Annotated in this window: 15 protein-coding genes; 10 read left to right on the forward strand and 5 right to left on the reverse strand. The window is 73.6% G+C overall.

What is annotated here, in order from left to right; genetic code table 11:
- Positions 1 to 198 precede the first annotated feature (198 nt).
- On the forward strand, positions 199 to 1,104 hold the full coding sequence (locus B2P18_RS15570; protein WP_286961491.1) for a hypothetical protein: 906 nt from the start codon (positions 199 to 201) through the stop codon (positions 1,102 to 1,104).
- 340 nt (positions 1,105 to 1,444) lie between these two features.
- Here B2P18_RS15570 and B2P18_RS15575 read toward each other — a convergent pair whose 3' ends face one another.
- The 3 genes from B2P18_RS15575 to B2P18_RS15585 form a co-directional block, all read right to left on the reverse strand.
- On the reverse strand, positions 1,445 to 3,370 hold the full coding sequence (locus B2P18_RS15575) for an alpha/beta hydrolase (RefSeq protein ID WP_286961493.1): 1,926 nt from the start codon (positions 3,368 to 3,370) through the stop codon (positions 1,445 to 1,447).
- 223 nt (positions 3,371 to 3,593) lie between these two features.
- A complete protein-coding gene (locus B2P18_RS15580) occupies positions 3,594 to 5,261 on the reverse strand; it encodes an FAD-binding dehydrogenase (protein ID WP_286961495.1) in 1,668 nt (555 codons plus the stop codon).
- Between the two features lie 144 nt (positions 5,262 to 5,405).
- Positions 5,406 to 6,479 carry a threonine aldolase family protein gene (locus B2P18_RS15585; protein WP_286961496.1) on the reverse strand — a complete coding sequence of 358 codons (1,074 nt, stop codon included), beginning with the start codon at positions 6,477 to 6,479 and terminating at the stop codon, positions 5,406 to 5,408.
- Positions 6,480 to 6,614: 135 nt separating this feature from the next.
- Between B2P18_RS15585 and B2P18_RS15590 the strand changes: the two genes are divergently transcribed.
- Genes B2P18_RS15590 through B2P18_RS15600 form a run of 3 tightly spaced genes read left to right on the forward strand, consistent with a single transcriptional unit; the run spans position 6,615 to position 10,746 of the window.
- A complete protein-coding gene (locus tag B2P18_RS15590; RefSeq protein WP_286961498.1) occupies positions 6,615 to 8,852 on the forward strand; it encodes an MMPL family transporter in 2,238 nt (745 codons plus the stop codon).
- Positions 8,849 to 10,126, forward strand: coding sequence for a sensor histidine kinase (locus B2P18_RS15595; RefSeq protein WP_286961500.1), 1,278 nt, complete (start codon positions 8,849 to 8,851; stop codon positions 10,124 to 10,126). Before B2P18_RS15590 ends, B2P18_RS15595 begins: the two co-directional genes overlap by 4 nt.
- Positions 10,123 to 10,746, forward strand: coding sequence for a response regulator (locus B2P18_RS15600; protein WP_286961502.1), 624 nt, complete (start codon positions 10,123 to 10,125; stop codon positions 10,744 to 10,746). The genes B2P18_RS15595 and B2P18_RS15600 overlap by 4 nt, the downstream gene beginning before the upstream one ends.
- A 63-nt stretch (positions 10,747 to 10,809) precedes the next feature.
- On the opposite strand, the gene B2P18_RS15605 is transcribed toward B2P18_RS15600, so the two are convergent.
- Positions 10,810 to 11,421 (reverse strand): LysE/ArgO family amino acid transporter, encoded by a 612-nt coding sequence (locus B2P18_RS15605; RefSeq protein ID WP_286961504.1) that lies wholly within the window; start codon positions 11,419 to 11,421, stop codon positions 10,810 to 10,812.
- 70 nt (positions 11,422 to 11,491) lie between these two features.
- Here B2P18_RS15605 and B2P18_RS15610 point away from each other — a divergent pair, with 70 nt between their 5' ends.
- A complete protein-coding gene (locus tag B2P18_RS15610; RefSeq protein ID WP_286958312.1) occupies positions 11,492 to 12,364 on the forward strand; it encodes an ArgP/LysG family DNA-binding transcriptional regulator in 873 nt (290 codons plus the stop codon).
- A 52-nt stretch (positions 12,365 to 12,416) separates the two neighbouring features.
- Here the strand turns inward: B2P18_RS15610 and B2P18_RS15615 are convergent, their stop codons facing one another.
- On the reverse strand, positions 12,417 to 13,232 hold the full coding sequence (locus tag B2P18_RS15615; RefSeq protein ID WP_029212849.1) for an HAD family hydrolase: 816 nt from the start codon (positions 13,230 to 13,232) through the stop codon (positions 12,417 to 12,419).
- Between the two features lie 124 nt (positions 13,233 to 13,356).
- Between B2P18_RS15615 and B2P18_RS15620 the strand changes: the two genes are divergently transcribed.
- The 5 genes from B2P18_RS15620 to B2P18_RS15640 are packed head-to-tail and all read left to right on the forward strand — an operon-like array spanning position 13,357 to position 15,954.
- Complete coding sequence (locus tag B2P18_RS15620; RefSeq protein ID WP_029212848.1) at positions 13,357 to 13,590, forward strand: hypothetical protein; 234 nt, start codon at positions 13,357 to 13,359, stop codon at positions 13,588 to 13,590.
- Positions 13,587 to 13,910 carry a hypothetical protein gene (locus B2P18_RS15625; protein WP_286958311.1) on the forward strand — a complete coding sequence of 108 codons (324 nt, stop codon included), beginning with the start codon at positions 13,587 to 13,589 and terminating at the stop codon, positions 13,908 to 13,910. The genes B2P18_RS15620 and B2P18_RS15625 overlap by 4 nt, the downstream gene beginning before the upstream one ends.
- A gap of 33 nt (positions 13,911 to 13,943) precedes the next feature.
- Positions 13,944 to 14,933, forward strand: a complete 990-nt coding sequence (locus B2P18_RS15630; protein ID WP_239261499.1) for an FAD:protein FMN transferase — start codon at positions 13,944 to 13,946, stop codon at positions 14,931 to 14,933.
- Complete coding sequence (locus B2P18_RS15635; RefSeq protein WP_029212845.1) at positions 14,930 to 15,619, forward strand: ferric reductase-like transmembrane domain-containing protein; 690 nt, start codon at positions 14,930 to 14,932, stop codon at positions 15,617 to 15,619. Before B2P18_RS15630 ends, B2P18_RS15635 begins: the two co-directional genes overlap by 4 nt.
- Positions 15,616 to 15,954, forward strand: a complete 339-nt coding sequence (locus B2P18_RS15640; RefSeq protein WP_286961508.1) for a hypothetical protein — start codon at positions 15,616 to 15,618, stop codon at positions 15,952 to 15,954. The genes B2P18_RS15635 and B2P18_RS15640 overlap by 4 nt, the downstream gene beginning before the upstream one ends.
- Positions 15,955 to 15,985: the final 31 nt, after the last annotated feature.

Below are 15,985 nucleotides of genomic sequence, written 5' to 3' on the forward strand. Positions count from 1 at the left end.
CAGGAAGTGACCCGTCAGGGCCACAGTGAGCCGATATCCGGGGTGCTCCCGACACGAAGTGACCCGTCGGGGCCCTCAGGCGCCGTGGGGATTCGATGTATGACGTGGATCACGCTCGATTGTGGACGACGACAGACCTGTCGACCCGCCTGTGGATGAGGAGGGCTACGCCGAGGCGGGGTGGCGCAGGCTGGCGGCATGCGCACCCCTCTCCTGCCGCCCGAGATCGTGGACGGCAAGTGGTACACCACCGACCAGCTGGACCGCCTAGGCCTGACACGTGCCCAGCGGCGTCAGCTGGTCGCGGCTCATCGCGGCGTCCACGGACGACGACTGCCACGGACCGTGATCGAGGACATCGGGGCGGTGAGCCGCGTCGTGCCCGACGATGCCGTCGTCTGCGGGGAGTCGGCGCTGTGGGTCCACCACCTGCCACACGCACAGCAGTGGTCGCCGACGCCCCGTCCGCCGATCCACCTGCTGGTGCCCGGCGAGCGTCGGATCCGCCTGGCCACGGTGCGTGACCACCGCCTGGGCGGCCGCCAAGCAGACACGGTGCACGTCGAGGGGCTCCCGCTCCGCGTGCTCTCGCCACCGGCGCTGTTCGCGCAGATGGCCCCGCACCTTTCCTTCCTCGACACCGTGATCCTCGGGGACGCGGTTGTCGGGTGGCGGAGCGTGTGGACGCCGGAGCACCTCGAGGCGGCACTTGGGCCTGGGCTTCCGGGTGTGGTGCAGGCCCGACGGGCGCTGCACCACGTGCGACCCGGGTCCAACTCGGTCACGGAGACCAAGAGTCGCCTGCTTCTCCTCGAGGCCGGTCTGCCCGAGCCCGAGCTCAATGTCTCGGTCGTCGTCGACGGCACCTGGCTGGCGTACGTCGACTTCCTATGGCGGCGTCACCGGCTGGTGGTCGAGTACTACGGCGTCCACCACTTCACCTCTGACCGCCAGCGCCGCGACGACCTGCACCGGGTGAGGGGGCTGCGTGACCACGACTACCGGGTCGAGGAGCTGACCAGCCGGGACCTCGCCCGCCCCGCGGAGATGGTGGCACGCGTGGCCAACGCGCTGCGCGAGCAAGAGGTCGCGCTGGGGCTCTGACCGAGGCGGTGGGGTTCCGGGGCGCCCGACGGGAAGTGACCCGTCGGGGCCACGGGGAGCCGATACTCGGGGGTCTCCCGACGGGAAGTGACCTGTCGGGGCGGGCGATGTGCGGAGGCCGCCGGGTTGGCGACGGGAAGTGACCGGTCGGGGCGGAGGGGGCGCCGAGGAGGCGGGTTGGCGACGGGAAGTGACCCGTGGGGGCGCCCGGGGCGCCGAGGCGGCGGGGGTCCCGACGGGAAGTGACCCGACGGGGCACCTGGGGCGGTCACAGCTGGGTGCTGGACCGCCCGTGGTGCCCCGCCGGGTCACCTGACTCGTCCGCGCGCGGCGGACGAGGTCAGTCGAGGCGGGTGAACAGCGGGTGGTCGGGCTTGCAGCTCGTGTCGGACGCGGGCACGAGCCGGTTGACGAGGTACTGCGTGCGGAGCTTGTCGACGCAGGTGCTCACGCCGAGCGCCCCGTGGCCGTAGCCGTTGGTCAGGGTGATCAGGCGGGAGGTCTTGAGCTCCTTGCGGTAGGCCACGGCGCCGCTGTAGGGCGTCGCCGGGTCGTGGTGGTTGCCGATGATGAGGACGGGCGTCGAGGTGGCCTTGGTGAACGGTCCGCGGTAGGCGTCGGGGTTCATCCCCGGCCAGCCCGCGCACACGCTCGAGGACCACAGCCATGCCGGACCGAAGCCGGGTGCCTGCCACTTGACGCGGCGGTCGGCGGTGATCCAGGCCTTCGGGTCCTGCGGGTTGAGCGAGTCGGAGCACAGCACGCCGTGGAAGCCGGCCGAGTAGACGGGGGCCTCGGGCTCGCCGGGAGGCTCCTCCGCGGCGGGAGCGGACGAGGACGAGGACGCGGACGTGACCGGGGCCGAGCGCAGCGCGCCGGCCGACATGAGCGGGCCGTTGATGCGGTGCGCGTCCTTGGGTGCGGTGGAGTCCGACAGGGGCGCGGGCGTCGGGTGCTCCCGGTCGACCTTGGCGGCCAGGGCCTTGAGCCGTGCCACGGCCACCTTGGGCGTCGCCGTGGCGCCCGCCGTGCCGTTGCCGTCCGCGGTGGCCGAGCCAGATGCCTTGCGAGCGGGCTTCTTCGGCGTCGTGGGGGCCACCGCCTGGCGCAGCTCGGTGATCAAGGGCATCAGCTGCGGGATGTCGTCGGCGGAGTAGAGCACCTGCAGCGCGAGGCCGATCACGTCGTCGTAGCGCAGGTAGTTGCCATCGCCCATGTCGACCGGGCCCTTGGACAGGGTGGCGAGGATGGCCTCCCAGTCCTTGCGGACCGTCTTGGCCTCCGCACAGAGGCTTGTCCCGCCGCGCTCGCACTCGGTGAACGCCGACATCAGCGCCTCGTGCGCCCCGAGGTGAGACTTGAGCCGCTCGGTGACCGGCTTGGTGCGGTGCTCCCCACCGCGGCCGGTCGCCCACGCGACGGGGTCGAGGACGCCGTCCACGACGAGGGCTCGGATGTTGTTGGGATACAGAGCGGCGTATGTCGCACCGAGGTAGCTGCCGTAGGAGATGCCGTAGTAGCTGATCTGCTTGTCGCCGAGCGCGCGCCTGGCGAGGTCCATGTCGCGAGCGGTGTCGGCGGTCGACATGTGCTTGAGGATGCGCGGCATGGCGGTGGCGCAGGTCTTGCGATAGGCGCGGTCGTAGGCCAGGTGCTGCGCGAACTCCTTGTCCCACAAGGGGAACGCGTGCTCGTCGAGCTGCGGAATCTGCTCGCCCGGCTTGCCGAAGCACATGGCCAGGTCCTGGCCCTCGATGCCGCGCGGGCCCACCCCGACGATGTCGAACCGCTTGCGCACCTGCGCGCCCAGGTCCTTGGCGAAGTAGCCGACGGTCTGCGTGGCGGGGCCACCGGGTCCGCCGGGGTTGGTGAAGAGGGAGCCGATGCGCTGGGACGGGTTGTCGGCGGGGCGACGGCTGATCGAGAGCCTGGTGGTGCCCAGCGTCGGGTCGTTGTAGTCGAGGGGCACCTCGAGGGTGGCGCACTGCAGGCCCGAGCCGCAGCGGGTCCACGTGACCTTGGGCGAGGCCATGGCGCGCAGGGCCGAGGCCGTCTTGGCGTCGTCCTTGGGCGACCGGCCGATGGCGCTGCCGGCCGTGACAGAGGTCGTGACAGAGGTCGTGGCAGTGGTGGTGGCGGCGGTCGTGAGGCCGAGCGCGCTGCGGGAGGCGGCGGGTGCTGCCCCGGACGGTGAGGCGGCGACGAGACCGCCGCCGGCGGTGATCAGGACCGCTGCGGCGGCAGCGGCCGGGCGAGTGAGTGACATGGTCTGCTCCCCGGTGTTCGATGTCGGTCCCCCAGGTGCGTGGAGGCCCCCCGCACCCCATGCCGACGCGGCCATCCTTGCGCCCGAACGGGTGTCGGCGCCAGACCTCCCCGGGAGAATCTTGGGAGGCGGTGACGTGCTGTGACCGCCTCCCGCGATGTCGCCGGGATTGGACCGTTCAGGTCACGCGGCGTGAGGGTGGGCTCCCGGCATACGGACAGGATCAGCCGGTCGCCATGGCGGCGGCCCGGCCGGCTGCCCGTCCGCTGAACAGGCAGCCGCCGAGGAAGGTCCCCTCGAGCGCGCGGTAGCCGTGCATGCCGCCCCCGCCGAAACCGGCGGCCTCGCCCGCGGCATACAGGCCTGGGACCGGCGAGCCGGACGCGCTGAGGACCCGCGCGGACAGGTCCGTCTCGAGGCCGCCGAGCGTCTTGCGCGTGAGGGTGGACAGCCGCACCGCGATCATCGGGCCGTGCTCGGGGTCCTCGAGGCGGTGGGGCGGGACGGTGCGGATCAGCTTGTCCCCGAGGAACCGTCGCGAGCCGTGGATGTGCGTGACCTGGCTGTCCTTGCTGAACGGGTTGACGATCTCGCGGTCGCGGGCGCGCACCTCACGGCGCACCTGCTCGGGGTCCAGCCCGCCGCCCGGCTCGAGCGCGACCATGCGCGCGATGAGCTCGTCCAGCGTGCTCGCCTGCACGAAGTCCTCGCCGTGGTCGAGGAAGGCCTGCACCGACGGGGGCATGTCGGTGCGCGCCCGGGAGGCGACGCCGCGCCAGGAGCGGCCGGTGAGGTCGAGGTTCTGCTCCTGGCCGGAGAGCGTGAACTCCTTGCCGGCGATGGTCTTGTCGAGCACAAACCAGCTGTGGTCTGCGCCGACCTGCTGCAGGTGCGCGAGCGTCCCCATCGTGTCGAACCCGGGGTAGAGCGGGACCGGCAGGCGGCGCCCGGTCGCGTCGAGCCACAGGGACGAGGGGCCGGGGAGGATCCGGATGCCGTGGCCCGGCCAGATCGGGTCCCAGTTGTGCACGCCCTCGGTGTAGTGCCACATGCGGTCGGGGTGGATGAGGCGACCACCCGCGGCCTGGGCGATGCCGATGCCGCGGCCGTCGACGTGGGCGGGGACGCCGGTCACCATGCGGCGCGGCGGGGTGCCGAGCCGCTCGGGCCAGGCGGCGCGCACGAGGTCGTGGTCGCCGCCGATGCCGCCGGTGGTGATGATGACGGCCTGCGCGCGGATCTCCTTGTCCTGCAGCACGGTCCGGTTGGTCGGGCGGCCGCGGTCCGCGTCGTCGGGAGCGAGGACCGAGGCGCGCACCCCGACGACCTCGCCGCCGCGACCGGGCTCGCCGCCCTCGACGATCAGCGAGTCCACGCGGTGGCGGAAGCCGAACCGCACGAGGCCGCGGTGCGCCAGGTCGCGGATGCGCCGCTCGAACGGCTCCACGATGCCCGGGCCGGTGCCCCAGGTGATGTGGAAGCGGGGGACCGAGTTGCCGGGCCCGAGGGCGTTGTAGCCGCCGCGCTCGGCCCACCCCACGACGGGGAAGAGCCGGTGCCCCATCTGGTGCAGCCACGAACGCTTGTCTCCCGCAGCGAAGCTCACGTAGGCGCGAGCCCACTCCCGCGCCCAGTGGTCCTCCGGCCGGTCGAACCCCGCGGTGCCCTCCCAGTCCTGCCAGGCCAGCTCCTCGGTGTCCTTGATCCGCAGCCGCCGCTGCTCGGGGCTGTCCACGAGGAACAGCCCGCCGAAGGACCAGTAGGCCTGCCCGCCGAGCGACTGCTCGCCCTCCTGGTCCAGCAGCAGCACCTGCCGGCCCGCGCTCGCGATCTCGCACGCGGCGACGAGACCGGCGAGGCCGGCTCCCACGACGATGACATCGGTGTCCATCTCGCTCCTTCGGTCGGGCCTACCGGCCAGTTCGGTCCTCACCGTATGCCGGAACCGCCCGCCTCGGGAGCCCCCCACATCGCCCGACCGGTCAGACAACGACGGGGCAGGGTGTCGGGAAGTGACCGGTGGGCGGGGGTGGGGTCAGGCTGTGACGGACATCTCGGCGCGCAGGGCCTCGGCGAACCCGTCGACGTCGCCCTCGGTGGTGTCCCACGAGCACATCAGGCGCACCTCGCCGGTCGCCTCCTTCCACACGTAGAAGGGGTAGCGCGCCCGCATCCGCAGCGTGACCTGCGGCGGCAGCACCGCGAACACGGCGTTGGCGGCGACCTCTTGGGTGACGGTGACCCCTTCGATGCCGCGCAGAGCCTCGCCGAGGCGCCGGGCCATGGCGTTGGCGTGGCGCCCGGACTCGAGCCACAGGTCCCCGGCGTAGAGCGTGAGCAGCTGGGCCGACATGAAGCGCATCTTGGACGGCAGCTGGGTGGACAGCTTGCGCACGAACTCCAGGCGTCGCACGGCGTCCGGGTTGACGACGACCACGGCCTCGACGCCCATGAGGCCGGCCTTGGTGCCGCCGAGCGAGACGACGTCGACGCCCACGTCCGTGGTGAGGTCGGCGAGCGAGCAGCTCAGCGCCGCAGCGGCGTTGGCGATGCGGGCACCGTCGAGGTGGACGAACATGCCCAGCGCGTGGGCGTGCTCGCACACGGCGCGCAGCTGGTCGGGGGTGTAGAGGGTGCCGACCTCGGTCGACTGGGTGACGCTGACGACGCGCGGCTGCGCGTGGTGCTCGAAGCCGAATCCGTAGGCCTCGCGGTCGATCCGCTCCGGGGTGAGGCGCCCGTCGGGGGACTCGACGTCGACGATCTTGATGCCGGCGACCTTCTCCGGGGCGCCGCACTCGTCGGTGTGGATGTGGGCGTGCGAGGAGCAGATGACCGAGTCCCAGCGGTCCGTCATCGCCGACAGCGCAACGACGTTCGCCCCGGTGCCGTTGAACGTCGGCCAGCACGAGGCGTTCTCGCCGAAGTGACCGCGGACGACGTCCTGCAGCGCCTCGGTGTAGGGGTCCGCGCCGTAGGACCCGACGTGCCCGCCGTTGGCGGTGGCGAGGGCCTCGAGGACCTCGGGGTGCACGCCGGCGTAGTTGTCGCTGGCGAAGCCTCGGCGGTCGGCGTCGTGCAAGCGGTCGAGGGGCGGGGTGTGGGGCATCGTCACGTCCTTCGGTGGGGTCAACCAAAGGTATGACGCCGCGGCCCCACCCGCGGCCGATGCCCGGCGCCCGGACCGGGTCGACGCTGGTGGTGGCGCCGCACCGGCGCCGCAGACCGAGCGTCCGAGGACCAGATGACCACCCGCACCCAGCGCCATGCCGCCGACCCGAACCCGAGCTCCAAGCCGGGCCCGACCCCGAACCTGTCGCCGGAACCGTCCGCGACGCGTCCGTCGACGCCGACCCCGGGGCGTCGCACCCCGGCGCCCTCGGGCGGATCGAGCCGGGGGCCCTGGCGGCGCCTGGCGGACGCCGTGACCTCCCGCCGTGGTGCCTGGGTCACCCTCGTGCTCGCCGTCCTGGTCACCACGGCCCTCATGGGTGTCCTGCGGGGCGCCGAGATCGGTCGCGCCGACGAGACGCTGCCGCCGGACTCCGAGTCCGCCCGGACCGCGGCGCTGCTCGCCGGCTTCCCCGGCAGCGAGCTCAGCCCCGTGATGGTGGTGATGACGCGGTATGACGAGCGCCCCCTCGCAGCGGGCGATCTCGCAGCCGCACAGCGTGTGGGCACTGCCGCGGCGGGCAGCGTCGGGCAGCGGGCGTCGCGCCCGATCCCCTCGCAGGACGGTCGTGCGGTGCTGGTGAGCATCCCGGTGCGGGCGGACCGTCCCAACACCGAGATCGCCACCGACGTCAAGGCGATGCGAGCCGCGATCGCGCGGCCCGGAGCGGCGACGGCGGGGGACGGACCCGCGACGGCGGGGACCGCTGGGGCACCGGGGCTGCGGGCCCAGGTGACCGGCGGGCCGGCGTTCGGCGCGGACGTGGCGGGCGCCTTCGACGGCGCCGACCTGCGCCTGCTCGCCGTCACGATCGGGATCGTCGCGCTGCTGCTCCTGCTGACCTATCGCTCCCCGGTGCTGTGGCTGGTGCCGCTGGTGGTCGTCGCCCTGGCGGACGGCCTGGCGGGCGTGGTGGCCAAGGCGATCGGCCAGGCGTGGAGCCTCAGCTTCGACAGCGGGATCGTCAGCGTCCTCGTCTTCGGCGCCGGGACCAACTATGCGCTGCTGCTGATCTCGCGCTACCGCGAGGAGCTGCGTCGCAGCGACGACCACCGGGTCGCGCTGCGCGACGCCCTCGTGGCGACCGGCCCGGCGGTGCTCGCCTCCAACGTCACCGTCGTCCTGTCCCTGCTCACGCTCGTGCTGGCCGTGCTGCCCGGCACGCGGGGTCTCGGCCCCACGTCGGCGGCGGGTCTCCTGATCGCGGCGGCGTTCGCGCTGGTGGTGCTCCCCGCAGCGCTCGCCATGTGCGGGCGGACGCTGTTCTGGCCGTTCGTCCCTCGCGTCGGTGACGCCGACGCCTCGACGACCGGGCCGTGGGCCCGCGTGGCGCGCGCCGTCACCTCCCGCCCGGTGCCGGTCCTCGCCGTCAGCCTCGTCGTGGCCGCCGTCATGGCGAGCGGGCTCGTCGGCACGCGCGTCGGGCTGTCGCAGACCGAGCAGTTCCGTGTCGCCTCCGAGTCCTCGGCCGGGCTGCAGACGCTCGCGCGTCACTACCCCCAGGGCGAGAGCGCCCCGATGACGGTGGTCAGCCGCACCGAGGCCGCACCCCGCGTGGCCGAGGCGGCCCGGCATACGGCCGGGGTGGTCCGCGTCCAGCCCGTCGCCGAGCACGACGGGTGGACCCGCACCATGGTCGTCGGCAGCGCCGAACCCGACTCTGCCGCAGCGCAGGACGTCGTCCGCGGGCTGCGCGACGCGGTGCACGCCGTGCCCGGGTCCGACGCGGTCGTCGGGGGCCAGACCGCCCGCCAGGTCGACGCCGAGGTGGGCGCTCGTCACGACCTCACGCTCGTGGCCCCGCTCATCCTGCTCGTGGTGCTGCTCGTCCTGGTGGCCCTGCTGCGCGCGGTCGTCGCACCGCTGATCCTGCTGGGGGTCAACGTGATCAGCGCGCTGGCCGCCATCGGGCTCGGGACCTGGATCGGCCGGACGGCCTTCGGCTTCCCGGGGCTGGACGTGCTCGTGCCGCTGCTGTCCTTCCTGTTCCTGGTGGCGCTGGGGATCGACTACACGATCTTCCTCGCGCACCGCACCCTGCACGAGGCGCAGGACCACGGCATCCACGAGGGCGTCGTGCGCGCGGTCGGCGCGACCGGAGGCGTGATCACCAGCGCGGGGATCGTGCTGGCGGCGGTGTTCGCGGCGCTCGGGGTGCTGCCGCTCGTCACCCTCGGTCAGCTCGGGCTCATCGTCGGGCTCGGCGTGCTGATCGACACGCTGCTGGTCCGCACGCTGGTCGTGCCCGCCGTCCTCGCGGCCGCCGGTGAGCGGCTGTGGTGGCCGCGACGGCTAGCCTCGAGGCCATGACCTCGGACCCTCACCCGCCGACCGTGCGGCGCCTCCAGGGGGCGCTGCACGGTCTGGTCGTGGTGCTGCTCGCCGTCGCCGCGGTGCGTGGCCTGGTCCTCGGGTCCTCGCCCGCCCTCGTCACCCTCGCCTCGATGGTCCTGCTCGGCTGGTATGCCGTCGGCGCCGGCCTGGCCCGGCGACCCGCACCCGCGCCTGCGTCCCCGCCTGCGTCCCCGCCTGCCGCTGAAGGCGAGCGAGGCCGACCGCGCTCGTCGGCGCTGGTGTGGATGGGCGTCCTCGTGGCGCTCTGGGCCGTGGTCGTGCTGGTGGTGTCGCCCGAGTTCTCCTGGCTGGCCTTCCCGTTCATCCTCATCGGCGTCCTGGTGCTGCCGCCCCTGGTCGCCCACCCGCTCGCAGCCCTGATGACCGCGGTGGTGGTCGTCGCGCAGCTGCGCGGTGCCGGCCCGGAGTCGCTGCGCGCCGGCATGGTGCTCGGGCCGGTGCTCGGGGCGCTGGTCGCGATCGGGACGGGTGCCGCCTACCTGCGGGTGCTCCGCGAGAGCGAGGACCGACGGCGCCTCGTCGAGCAGCTCGTCGCCGCCCAGGACGACCTGGTGGCCGTGCACGACGAGCTCGCCGCCACCCAGCGCGAGGCGGGGGTCGCCACCGAGCGCACCCGCATCGCCCGCGACATCCACGACACCCTCGCCCAGGGCCTGAGCTCGATCGTGCTGCTGTCCCGCGCCGCCGCGGCCGACCCCGCCTCGCGCGAACCCCTGCTCGCGCAGATCGAGGCCACCGCCGTCGACAACCTCGAGGAGGCCCGCCGCGTCGTCGCCGCCCTCACGCCGTCCGCGCTGGAGCAGGCGCCGTTGCCCGCCGCGATCGGGCGGCTCCTCGAGCGGCTGGGCGCGCAGTCCGGCATACGCACGACCCTGCACGTCGACGGCGACGCCCGGACCATCCCGACCACGGTCGAGGTCGCGCTCCTGCGCGTGGCCCAGTCGGCGCTCGCCAACGTGCGCCTCCACTCCGGCGCCTCTCGGGTCGTCGTCACCATCTCGTATGCCGACACCTCCGTCTCGCTGGACGTCCTCGACGACGGGAGGGGCTTCGACGAGTCCCGGCTGGCGTCGGCGCCGCTGGGAGGCACGGGATTCGGTCTGCGCGCGATGCGCTCGCGCCTCACCGAGCTGGGCGGGCGGCTCGACGTCGAGTCAGCCCCTGGCGACGGCACCGCGATCGCGGCTACCGTCCCCCTCTCGACCCCTCACCGGCAGGAGCAGCCATGACCGTGCGCGTCCTGGTCGTCGACGACCACCCGGTCGTGCGGGCCGGGCTGCGCGCCCTGCTGGCGGTCGACGCCCAGGTCGACGTGGTGGGCGAGGCCGCCTCCGGCGAGGAGGCGCTCGTCGTGGCGCGCGCCCGGCGGCCCGACGTCGTCCTCATGGACCTGCAGCTCGGCGCGGGGCTCGACGGGGTCGCCGCCACCCGCGCGCTGCGCGCCGACCCGGACGGTCCGCGTGTGCTGATCCTCACGACCTACGACACCGACGCCGACATCGTCCGCGCGGTCGAGGCGGGGGCGGCGGGCTACCTGCTCAAGGACACGCCGCCCGCCACGCTGGTCGCCGCTGTCGAGCGTGCGGCCCGGGGGGAGACGGTCCTGGCGCCGCGCGCGGCCGAGGTGCTGGTCGGGCACATGCGGGACCCGCGCCCGGCGTTGTCCGACCGCGAGGCGCAGGTGCTCGCGCGCGTCGCGGCGGGCCACAGCAACCGCGAGATCGCGCGCGAGCTGCTGATCAGCGAGGCCACCGTCAAGACCCACCTGGTCCACGTCTTCGACAAGCTCGGGGTGGACTCGCGGACGGCCGCCGTGGCGGTGGCGCGGGAGCAGGGGCTCCTGCGCTGACGGCCTCACGGCCTCACGGCCTCACGGCACGACGGCTGACGGCCTGACGGCAGACGCGACGGGTCAGGCGCCGACGACGAGGCTCACGCCGAGCGCGATCATCACGACGGCGATCACCAGGTCCAGGACCTGCCACGCCCGGGGCTTGGCGAACAGTGGCCGCAACCAGCGGGCGCCATACCCGAGGGCGGTGAACCACAGCAGCGACCCGGCCATCGCCCCGAGCCCGAACCACCACCGCCCGTCCCGCCCGTGCGTGGCGGACAGCGACCCGAGCATGACGACCGTGTCGAGATAGACGTGCGGGTTGAGCCAGGTGAAGGCCACCGTGGTCATCACCGCGGCTCGCAGGCCGTCGACGCCGCGCTCCTCGGCGGTGAGGCTGCCCGGGTGGCGGGCGGCCAGGGCGGTGCGGATCCCGAACTGCACCAAGAAGATCGCGCCGCCCCAGCGGGCCAGCGTGACGACGGTCGGGTGGGAGGTGATGAGGGCGCCCACGCCCGCGACGCCCGCGAGGATCAGCACGGCGTCGGACAGCGCGCAGATCGCGACGATCACGCCGACGTGCTGCCGGAGCAGTCCCTGTCGCAGCACGAAGGCGTTCTGGGCGCCGATGGCCACGATCAGACCGAGTCCGGTGAGGAGGCCGACGGCTGCGCTGTGCACGGGAGACATGACGACGACGCTAGGCCGGGCACGCGATGCAGTCCAACGACAGTTCCTACGGAATCATTAGAGTGACTTCATGCATGCGGACTCCCACCAGCTCGCCGCCCTGCTCGCCGTGGTCGACGAGGGCAGCTTCGAGGCGGCGGCGGACGAGCTGCGAGTGACGCCCTCGGCGGTCAGCCAGCGCATCAAGGCCCTGGAGCGCCGGGTCGGCCAGGTCGTCGTGCAGCGCACCCGGCCCTGCCGGCCCACCTCGACCGGCGAGGTCCTGGTCCGTATGGCGCGGCAGCTGGCGCTCCTCGAGGCCGAGGCAGGCGCCGCGCTCACCGCCCAGTCGACCGCGACCACCATCGCGATCGCCCTCAACGCGGACTCGCTCGCCACGTGGGCGCGGGACGTCCTCGTCGAGGCGGCCGAGGCCGGTGACATCGGCCTCGAGCTGCACGTCGAGGACCAGGACCACAGCCTCGAGCTGCTCCGCGCCGGAAGGGTTCTCGCCGCTCTGACCGCCGACCCCGTTGCGGTGCAGGGCTGCTCGGTCACCGAGCTGCTACCGATGCGCTACGTCCCGGTCGCGACCCGGTGGCTGTGGGAGCGGCACGAGCGAGACCTGTCCCGGATGCCGGTGGTGAGGTTCAACGACAAGGACGACCTGCAGGACGGCGTGCTGCGCGAGCTCGGCGTGACCGCAACGGGACTCGTGCACACCGTGCCGTCGACCGAGGACTTCGCGATGGCGGTGCGGTGCGGGCTGGGGTGGGGCGCGCTGCCGGTCGCGCAGCTGGGGCGACGCGACGACCTGGTGGAGGTGGCGCCCGGGCACGACGTGCTGGTCCCGCTCTACTGGCAGCGGTGGCGGATCGACTCGGCCGTCCTGGACCGCGTCACCGAGTGGGTCGTGTCGGCCTCGCGCACCCCCACCCCCACCCCCGCCCCTCCACGATCGTGAGCGTTTCGTCCAACATTCTTGGAGCAAACACTCACGATCTTGGGAGCAGGGGTCAGGGGGTGAGTGCGGCCTCGATGATGCGGGCGACCCCGTCCTCGTCGTTGGCCGCGCACCCGTCCGACGCCGCCTCCACCGCAGCGGGATGCGCCCCCGCGACGGCAAAGCTGCGACCGGCCCAGCTCAGCATCGGCACGTCGTTGGGCATGTCGCCGAAGGTCCAGACCTCGGCCGACGACACGTCGTGGTCGGCGCACCAGCGTTGCAGGGCAGTGGCCTTCGTGACGCCGAGGGCGGTCATCTCGGCCAGTCCCGGAGCGCCGGAGTAGGCCAGGTGCACGTCCTCGCCCACGAGCGCCGTCGCCCGCTCGACGAACTCCTCGGGCCCGAGCCGGGGGTGCCGGGCGATGAGCTTGCCCGGGAGCTCGTCCTCGAGCAGCTCCTCCAGGACGGCCACCCGGCGGGCGTCGTCGACCACGGTGCCGTCCGGAGCCCGCAGGTCCCGCAGCGCCGGCTCGATGCCGAGCCCGGACCGCCCCTCGACGCCGAAGCCGATGCCCGGCAAGGAAGCTCGCAGCCGTGACGCCACGTCCAGCGTGACTTCGGCGGGGATGGTCTGCTCCGCCACCACGGCGTCGACGTGAGCGTCGTAGACGAATGCCCCGTTGCTGCAGAGCACCACGCCGTGCGCGCCCACCTGCTCGCGAAAGGCCTTCATCCACCGCGGTGGTCGGGCCGTCACCACGATCACCGTGCAGCCCGCGGCCTCGGCGGCGGCGATGGCGGACGCGGTGCGCGGCGACAGCGTGCCGTCGGTGCGCAGCAGCGTCCCGTCGAAGTCGGTCGCGAAGACGCGGGGACGGTTCGGCATACGGCTCACTCTCCCACGCGAAGCCCTCACAGGAAGGGCACAGAGACGACCAACGACCGCCACAGAGCCGCGCGATGAAGTGAGGACAACGCAGCACGGAACCCACGAGATCAAGGAGCACGCCATGGGATTCAGCGCACTCGGTCGATCGAGGCTGGCCGCCGCGCCCGCCCTCGCCGCCATGATGCTCGTCGGCGGTGCGGCCGCAGCACAGGCTGCGCCCGGCCCGCGGGCCGGCCACCGCACCGTCGCGGTCACCACGCAGGCCCCGGAGACGGCGTCGTATGGCGGAGGGACCAACCGCCGGTTCGCGGGGACCGTCACGAGCCTCGACGACATCCGCCAGGTGGTGTCGTGAACGCCGTCCGGCGGACCGGTGCCCGCCGCATCCGCCAGGCCACCGCGACCCTGACCGGCGTGGGAGTGGCCGTCGCCGCAGCGGCCATCGGCCTGACGACGATCCCTGACGACTCGTCCGCGCCCGCCTCGACCGTCGCGGCCTCCTCGCAGGTGGCCGGCCAGACGACCGGCTCCATCTCCTCCTCCAGCTCGACATCCACCGCTGACACCGCTGACGTCGCTGACGCCGCTGACAGCGCTAGCAGCACGGACGGCGCGTCGTCCTCGGGCCTGACCGCGGCCCAGGGGGCACCGGCGGCCCACTCGTCGGGCAGCTGACGGCATACCCACCAGACCTCGAAAGGCCCTGCCATGCAGACGATCTCCCACCCCCGCGGACCCGCCCTCGAGTGGGCCCTGTGGTCGACCACCATGCGCCTCGTCACGTCCGAGGAGCGCGCGCTGCCCGCCGCCAAGCGCCTCGTGGACCACGAGCTGCAGGGGGTCGAGCTGGCAGCCAGCAGGTTCCGCCACGACTCCGAGGTCGCGCGGCTGGCCCGGTCCGGCGGCCGACCCGTCCGGGTGAGCCCGACCATGCTCGCGCTGACCGAGGCCGCCGTCGCCGCGGCCGTCGTCACGCACGGCGCCTGCGACCCGACGGTGGGCACCGCGCTGGAGCGGCTGGGCTACGGCCGCGACCTGGAGGGCGTCGGCCGGGTGATCCCGACCGCGCACGGCACGATCCGCCTCGTCGAGCGTCCGGCACCCGGGTGGCGTCGGGTGCGGATCGACCGCGCGGCCGGCACCGTCACCGTCCCCGCCGACGTCACGCTCGACCTCGGCGCGACCGCCAAGGCCTGGGCCGCGGACCGGTGCGCCCGCATCGTCGCCGAGCAGCTCGGCACCGGCGTGCTGGTGGCGCTCGGTGGTGATATCGCCACGGCCGGACCCGCTCCCGCCCCTGGCTGGACGGTGTCCGTGCAGGACCTGCCCGACGACCCCGCCGCCCTGGTCAGCCTGCCGTCCGGCTGGTCGATGGCCACCTCCTCGACGCGCCGACGCCGCTGGCAGGTCGAGGGCCGCGAGCTCAACCACATCCTCGACCCCGCCACGTCGCTCCCTGTCGTGCCGCACTGGTCCTCGGCCAGCGTCGCCGCCCCGAGCTGCGTCCTCGCCAACGCCTGGTCGACCGCCGCCCTGGTCACAGGCCCGACCGCCCCCGGGCTGCTGGCCGGCGCCCAGGTGCAGGCCCGGCTGCTCGACCTGCAGGGTGACGTGACCTACGTCGGGGGCTGGCCCGCGGACGCCGAGGGTGTGACCGAGCAGCAGGCCCGCACGTCCGGTGCGGCGGTCGCGTCATGAACGAAGCACTCTGGGCCCTCGGCCGCGGCACCGGCGTCAGCACCCTCGTGCTGCTCACCGTGTCGATGGTGCTGGGGATCCTGACCAGCGGCGGCTTCCGGCACCGCGAGCTGCCGAGGTTCGCGCTCACCGAGATCCACCGGCGGGCCTCGCTGGCCGCTACGGGATTCCTGGTCCTGCACGTCCTCTCGCTGTGGCTGGACTCCGAGGCCCAGCTCAATGCCGTGGACCTGCTCGTCCCCTTCCTCAACGCGGCCAACCCCCTGTGGTGGGGCCTCGGGACGCTCGCCGTCGACCTGCTGCTCGTGGTCGTCGTGAGCAGCCTGGTCCGCAAGCACCTGTCCTACGCCGTATGGCGGGGGCTGCACTGGCTCGCCTACGCGATGTGGCCGGTCGCGGTGCTGCACTCCGTGGGCGGGGGCACCGACTCCGCCACCTGGTGGCTGCGGCTCACCGCCATCGTCTGCTGCGCGGCCGTCGGGGGAGCCCTCGGCTACCGGCTCGTGGGCCGGGCGCCGTCGTCCAGGGCGGTGCGTCGGACCGCGCCGAGGCTCGTCGAGATCCCGGAGCCCCGGACGCCTGACGGCCGGCTCGTCTGCGCCAAGGCCGACCCCGCGACCCACAACCCCGCCCCCGGCACCCTCACCAGCGCCGTCACCAGCACCCCCCAGGAGAACCTCTCATGAGCACCAGGTCTCGCGGTTCGCAGTCGATCCGCACCGCCACCGCGGTCCTCGCCGGCACCGGCGTGGGCGTCGCGGCCGCCGTCGGCGGCATCGTCGCCGCGCAGGGTGGGGCGGCTGCCGCGTCCGGGCAGCAGCCTCAGACCGCCCAGCAGGTGCAGCCCCAGCAGCTCCAGCAGCAAGGTGGCGTGCAGCAGCTGCCCGGCATACCCGGTCGGTCGCAAGGCCAGGTCGACCAGCAGGGCCAGCTCGACCAGCAGGACCAGCTCGACCAGCAGGACCAGCAGGGTCTGGTGCCCGGTCAAGGCCCCGCCCTGGGCCGCAGCTCCGGCAGCTGAGGGGCCTCAGACGCCGAGTGGTCACATCCCG

Origin of the sequence: Arsenicicoccus sp. UBA2120 (assembly GCF_002330965.1) — a bacterium.
Lineage (GTDB): Bacteria > Actinomycetota > Actinomycetes > Actinomycetales > Dermatophilaceae > Arsenicicoccus > Arsenicicoccus bolidensis.

What these genes read in the sequence shown, in the direction of transcription:
- B2P18_RS15615 (WP_029212849.1), bottom strand. Translation starts at nt 13,232, where the DNA reads ATGCCGAACCGTCCCCGCGTCTTCGCGACCGACTTCGACGGGACGCTG.
- B2P18_RS15640 (WP_286961508.1), top strand. Translation starts at nt 15,616, where the DNA reads ATGAGCACCAGGTCTCGCGGTTCGCAGTCGATCCGCACCGCCACCGCG.
- B2P18_RS15580 (WP_286961495.1), bottom strand. Translation starts at nt 5,261, where the DNA reads ATGGACACCGATGTCATCGTCGTGGGAGCCGGCCTCGCCGGTCTCGTC.
- B2P18_RS15600 (WP_286961502.1), top strand. Translation starts at nt 10,123, where the DNA reads ATGACCGTGCGCGTCCTGGTCGTCGACGACCACCCGGTCGTGCGGGCC.
- B2P18_RS15585 (WP_286961496.1), bottom strand. Translation starts at nt 6,479, where the DNA reads ATGCCCCACACCCCGCCCCTCGACCGCTTGCACGACGCCGACCGCCGA.
- B2P18_RS15590 (WP_286961498.1), top strand. Translation starts at nt 6,615, where the DNA reads ATGACCACCCGCACCCAGCGCCATGCCGCCGACCCGAACCCGAGCTCC.
- B2P18_RS15630 (WP_239261499.1), top strand. Translation starts at nt 13,944, where the DNA reads ATGCAGACGATCTCCCACCCCCGCGGACCCGCCCTCGAGTGGGCCCTG.
- B2P18_RS15575 (WP_286961493.1), bottom strand. Translation starts at nt 3,370, where the DNA reads ATGTCACTCACTCGCCCGGCCGCTGCCGCCGCAGCGGTCCTGATCACC.
- B2P18_RS15570 (WP_286961491.1), top strand. Translation starts at nt 199, where the DNA reads ATGCGCACCCCTCTCCTGCCGCCCGAGATCGTGGACGGCAAGTGGTAC.
- B2P18_RS15605 (WP_286961504.1), bottom strand. Translation starts at nt 11,421, where the DNA reads ATGTCTCCCGTGCACAGCGCAGCCGTCGGCCTCCTCACCGGACTCGGT.
- B2P18_RS15610 (WP_286958312.1), top strand. Translation starts at nt 11,492, where the DNA reads ATGCATGCGGACTCCCACCAGCTCGCCGCCCTGCTCGCCGTGGTCGAC.
- B2P18_RS15620 (WP_029212848.1), top strand. Translation starts at nt 13,357, where the DNA reads ATGGGATTCAGCGCACTCGGTCGATCGAGGCTGGCCGCCGCGCCCGCC.
- B2P18_RS15595 (WP_286961500.1), top strand. Translation starts at nt 8,849, where the DNA reads ATGACCTCGGACCCTCACCCGCCGACCGTGCGGCGCCTCCAGGGGGCG.
- B2P18_RS15635 (WP_029212845.1), top strand. Translation starts at nt 14,930, where the DNA reads ATGAACGAAGCACTCTGGGCCCTCGGCCGCGGCACCGGCGTCAGCACC.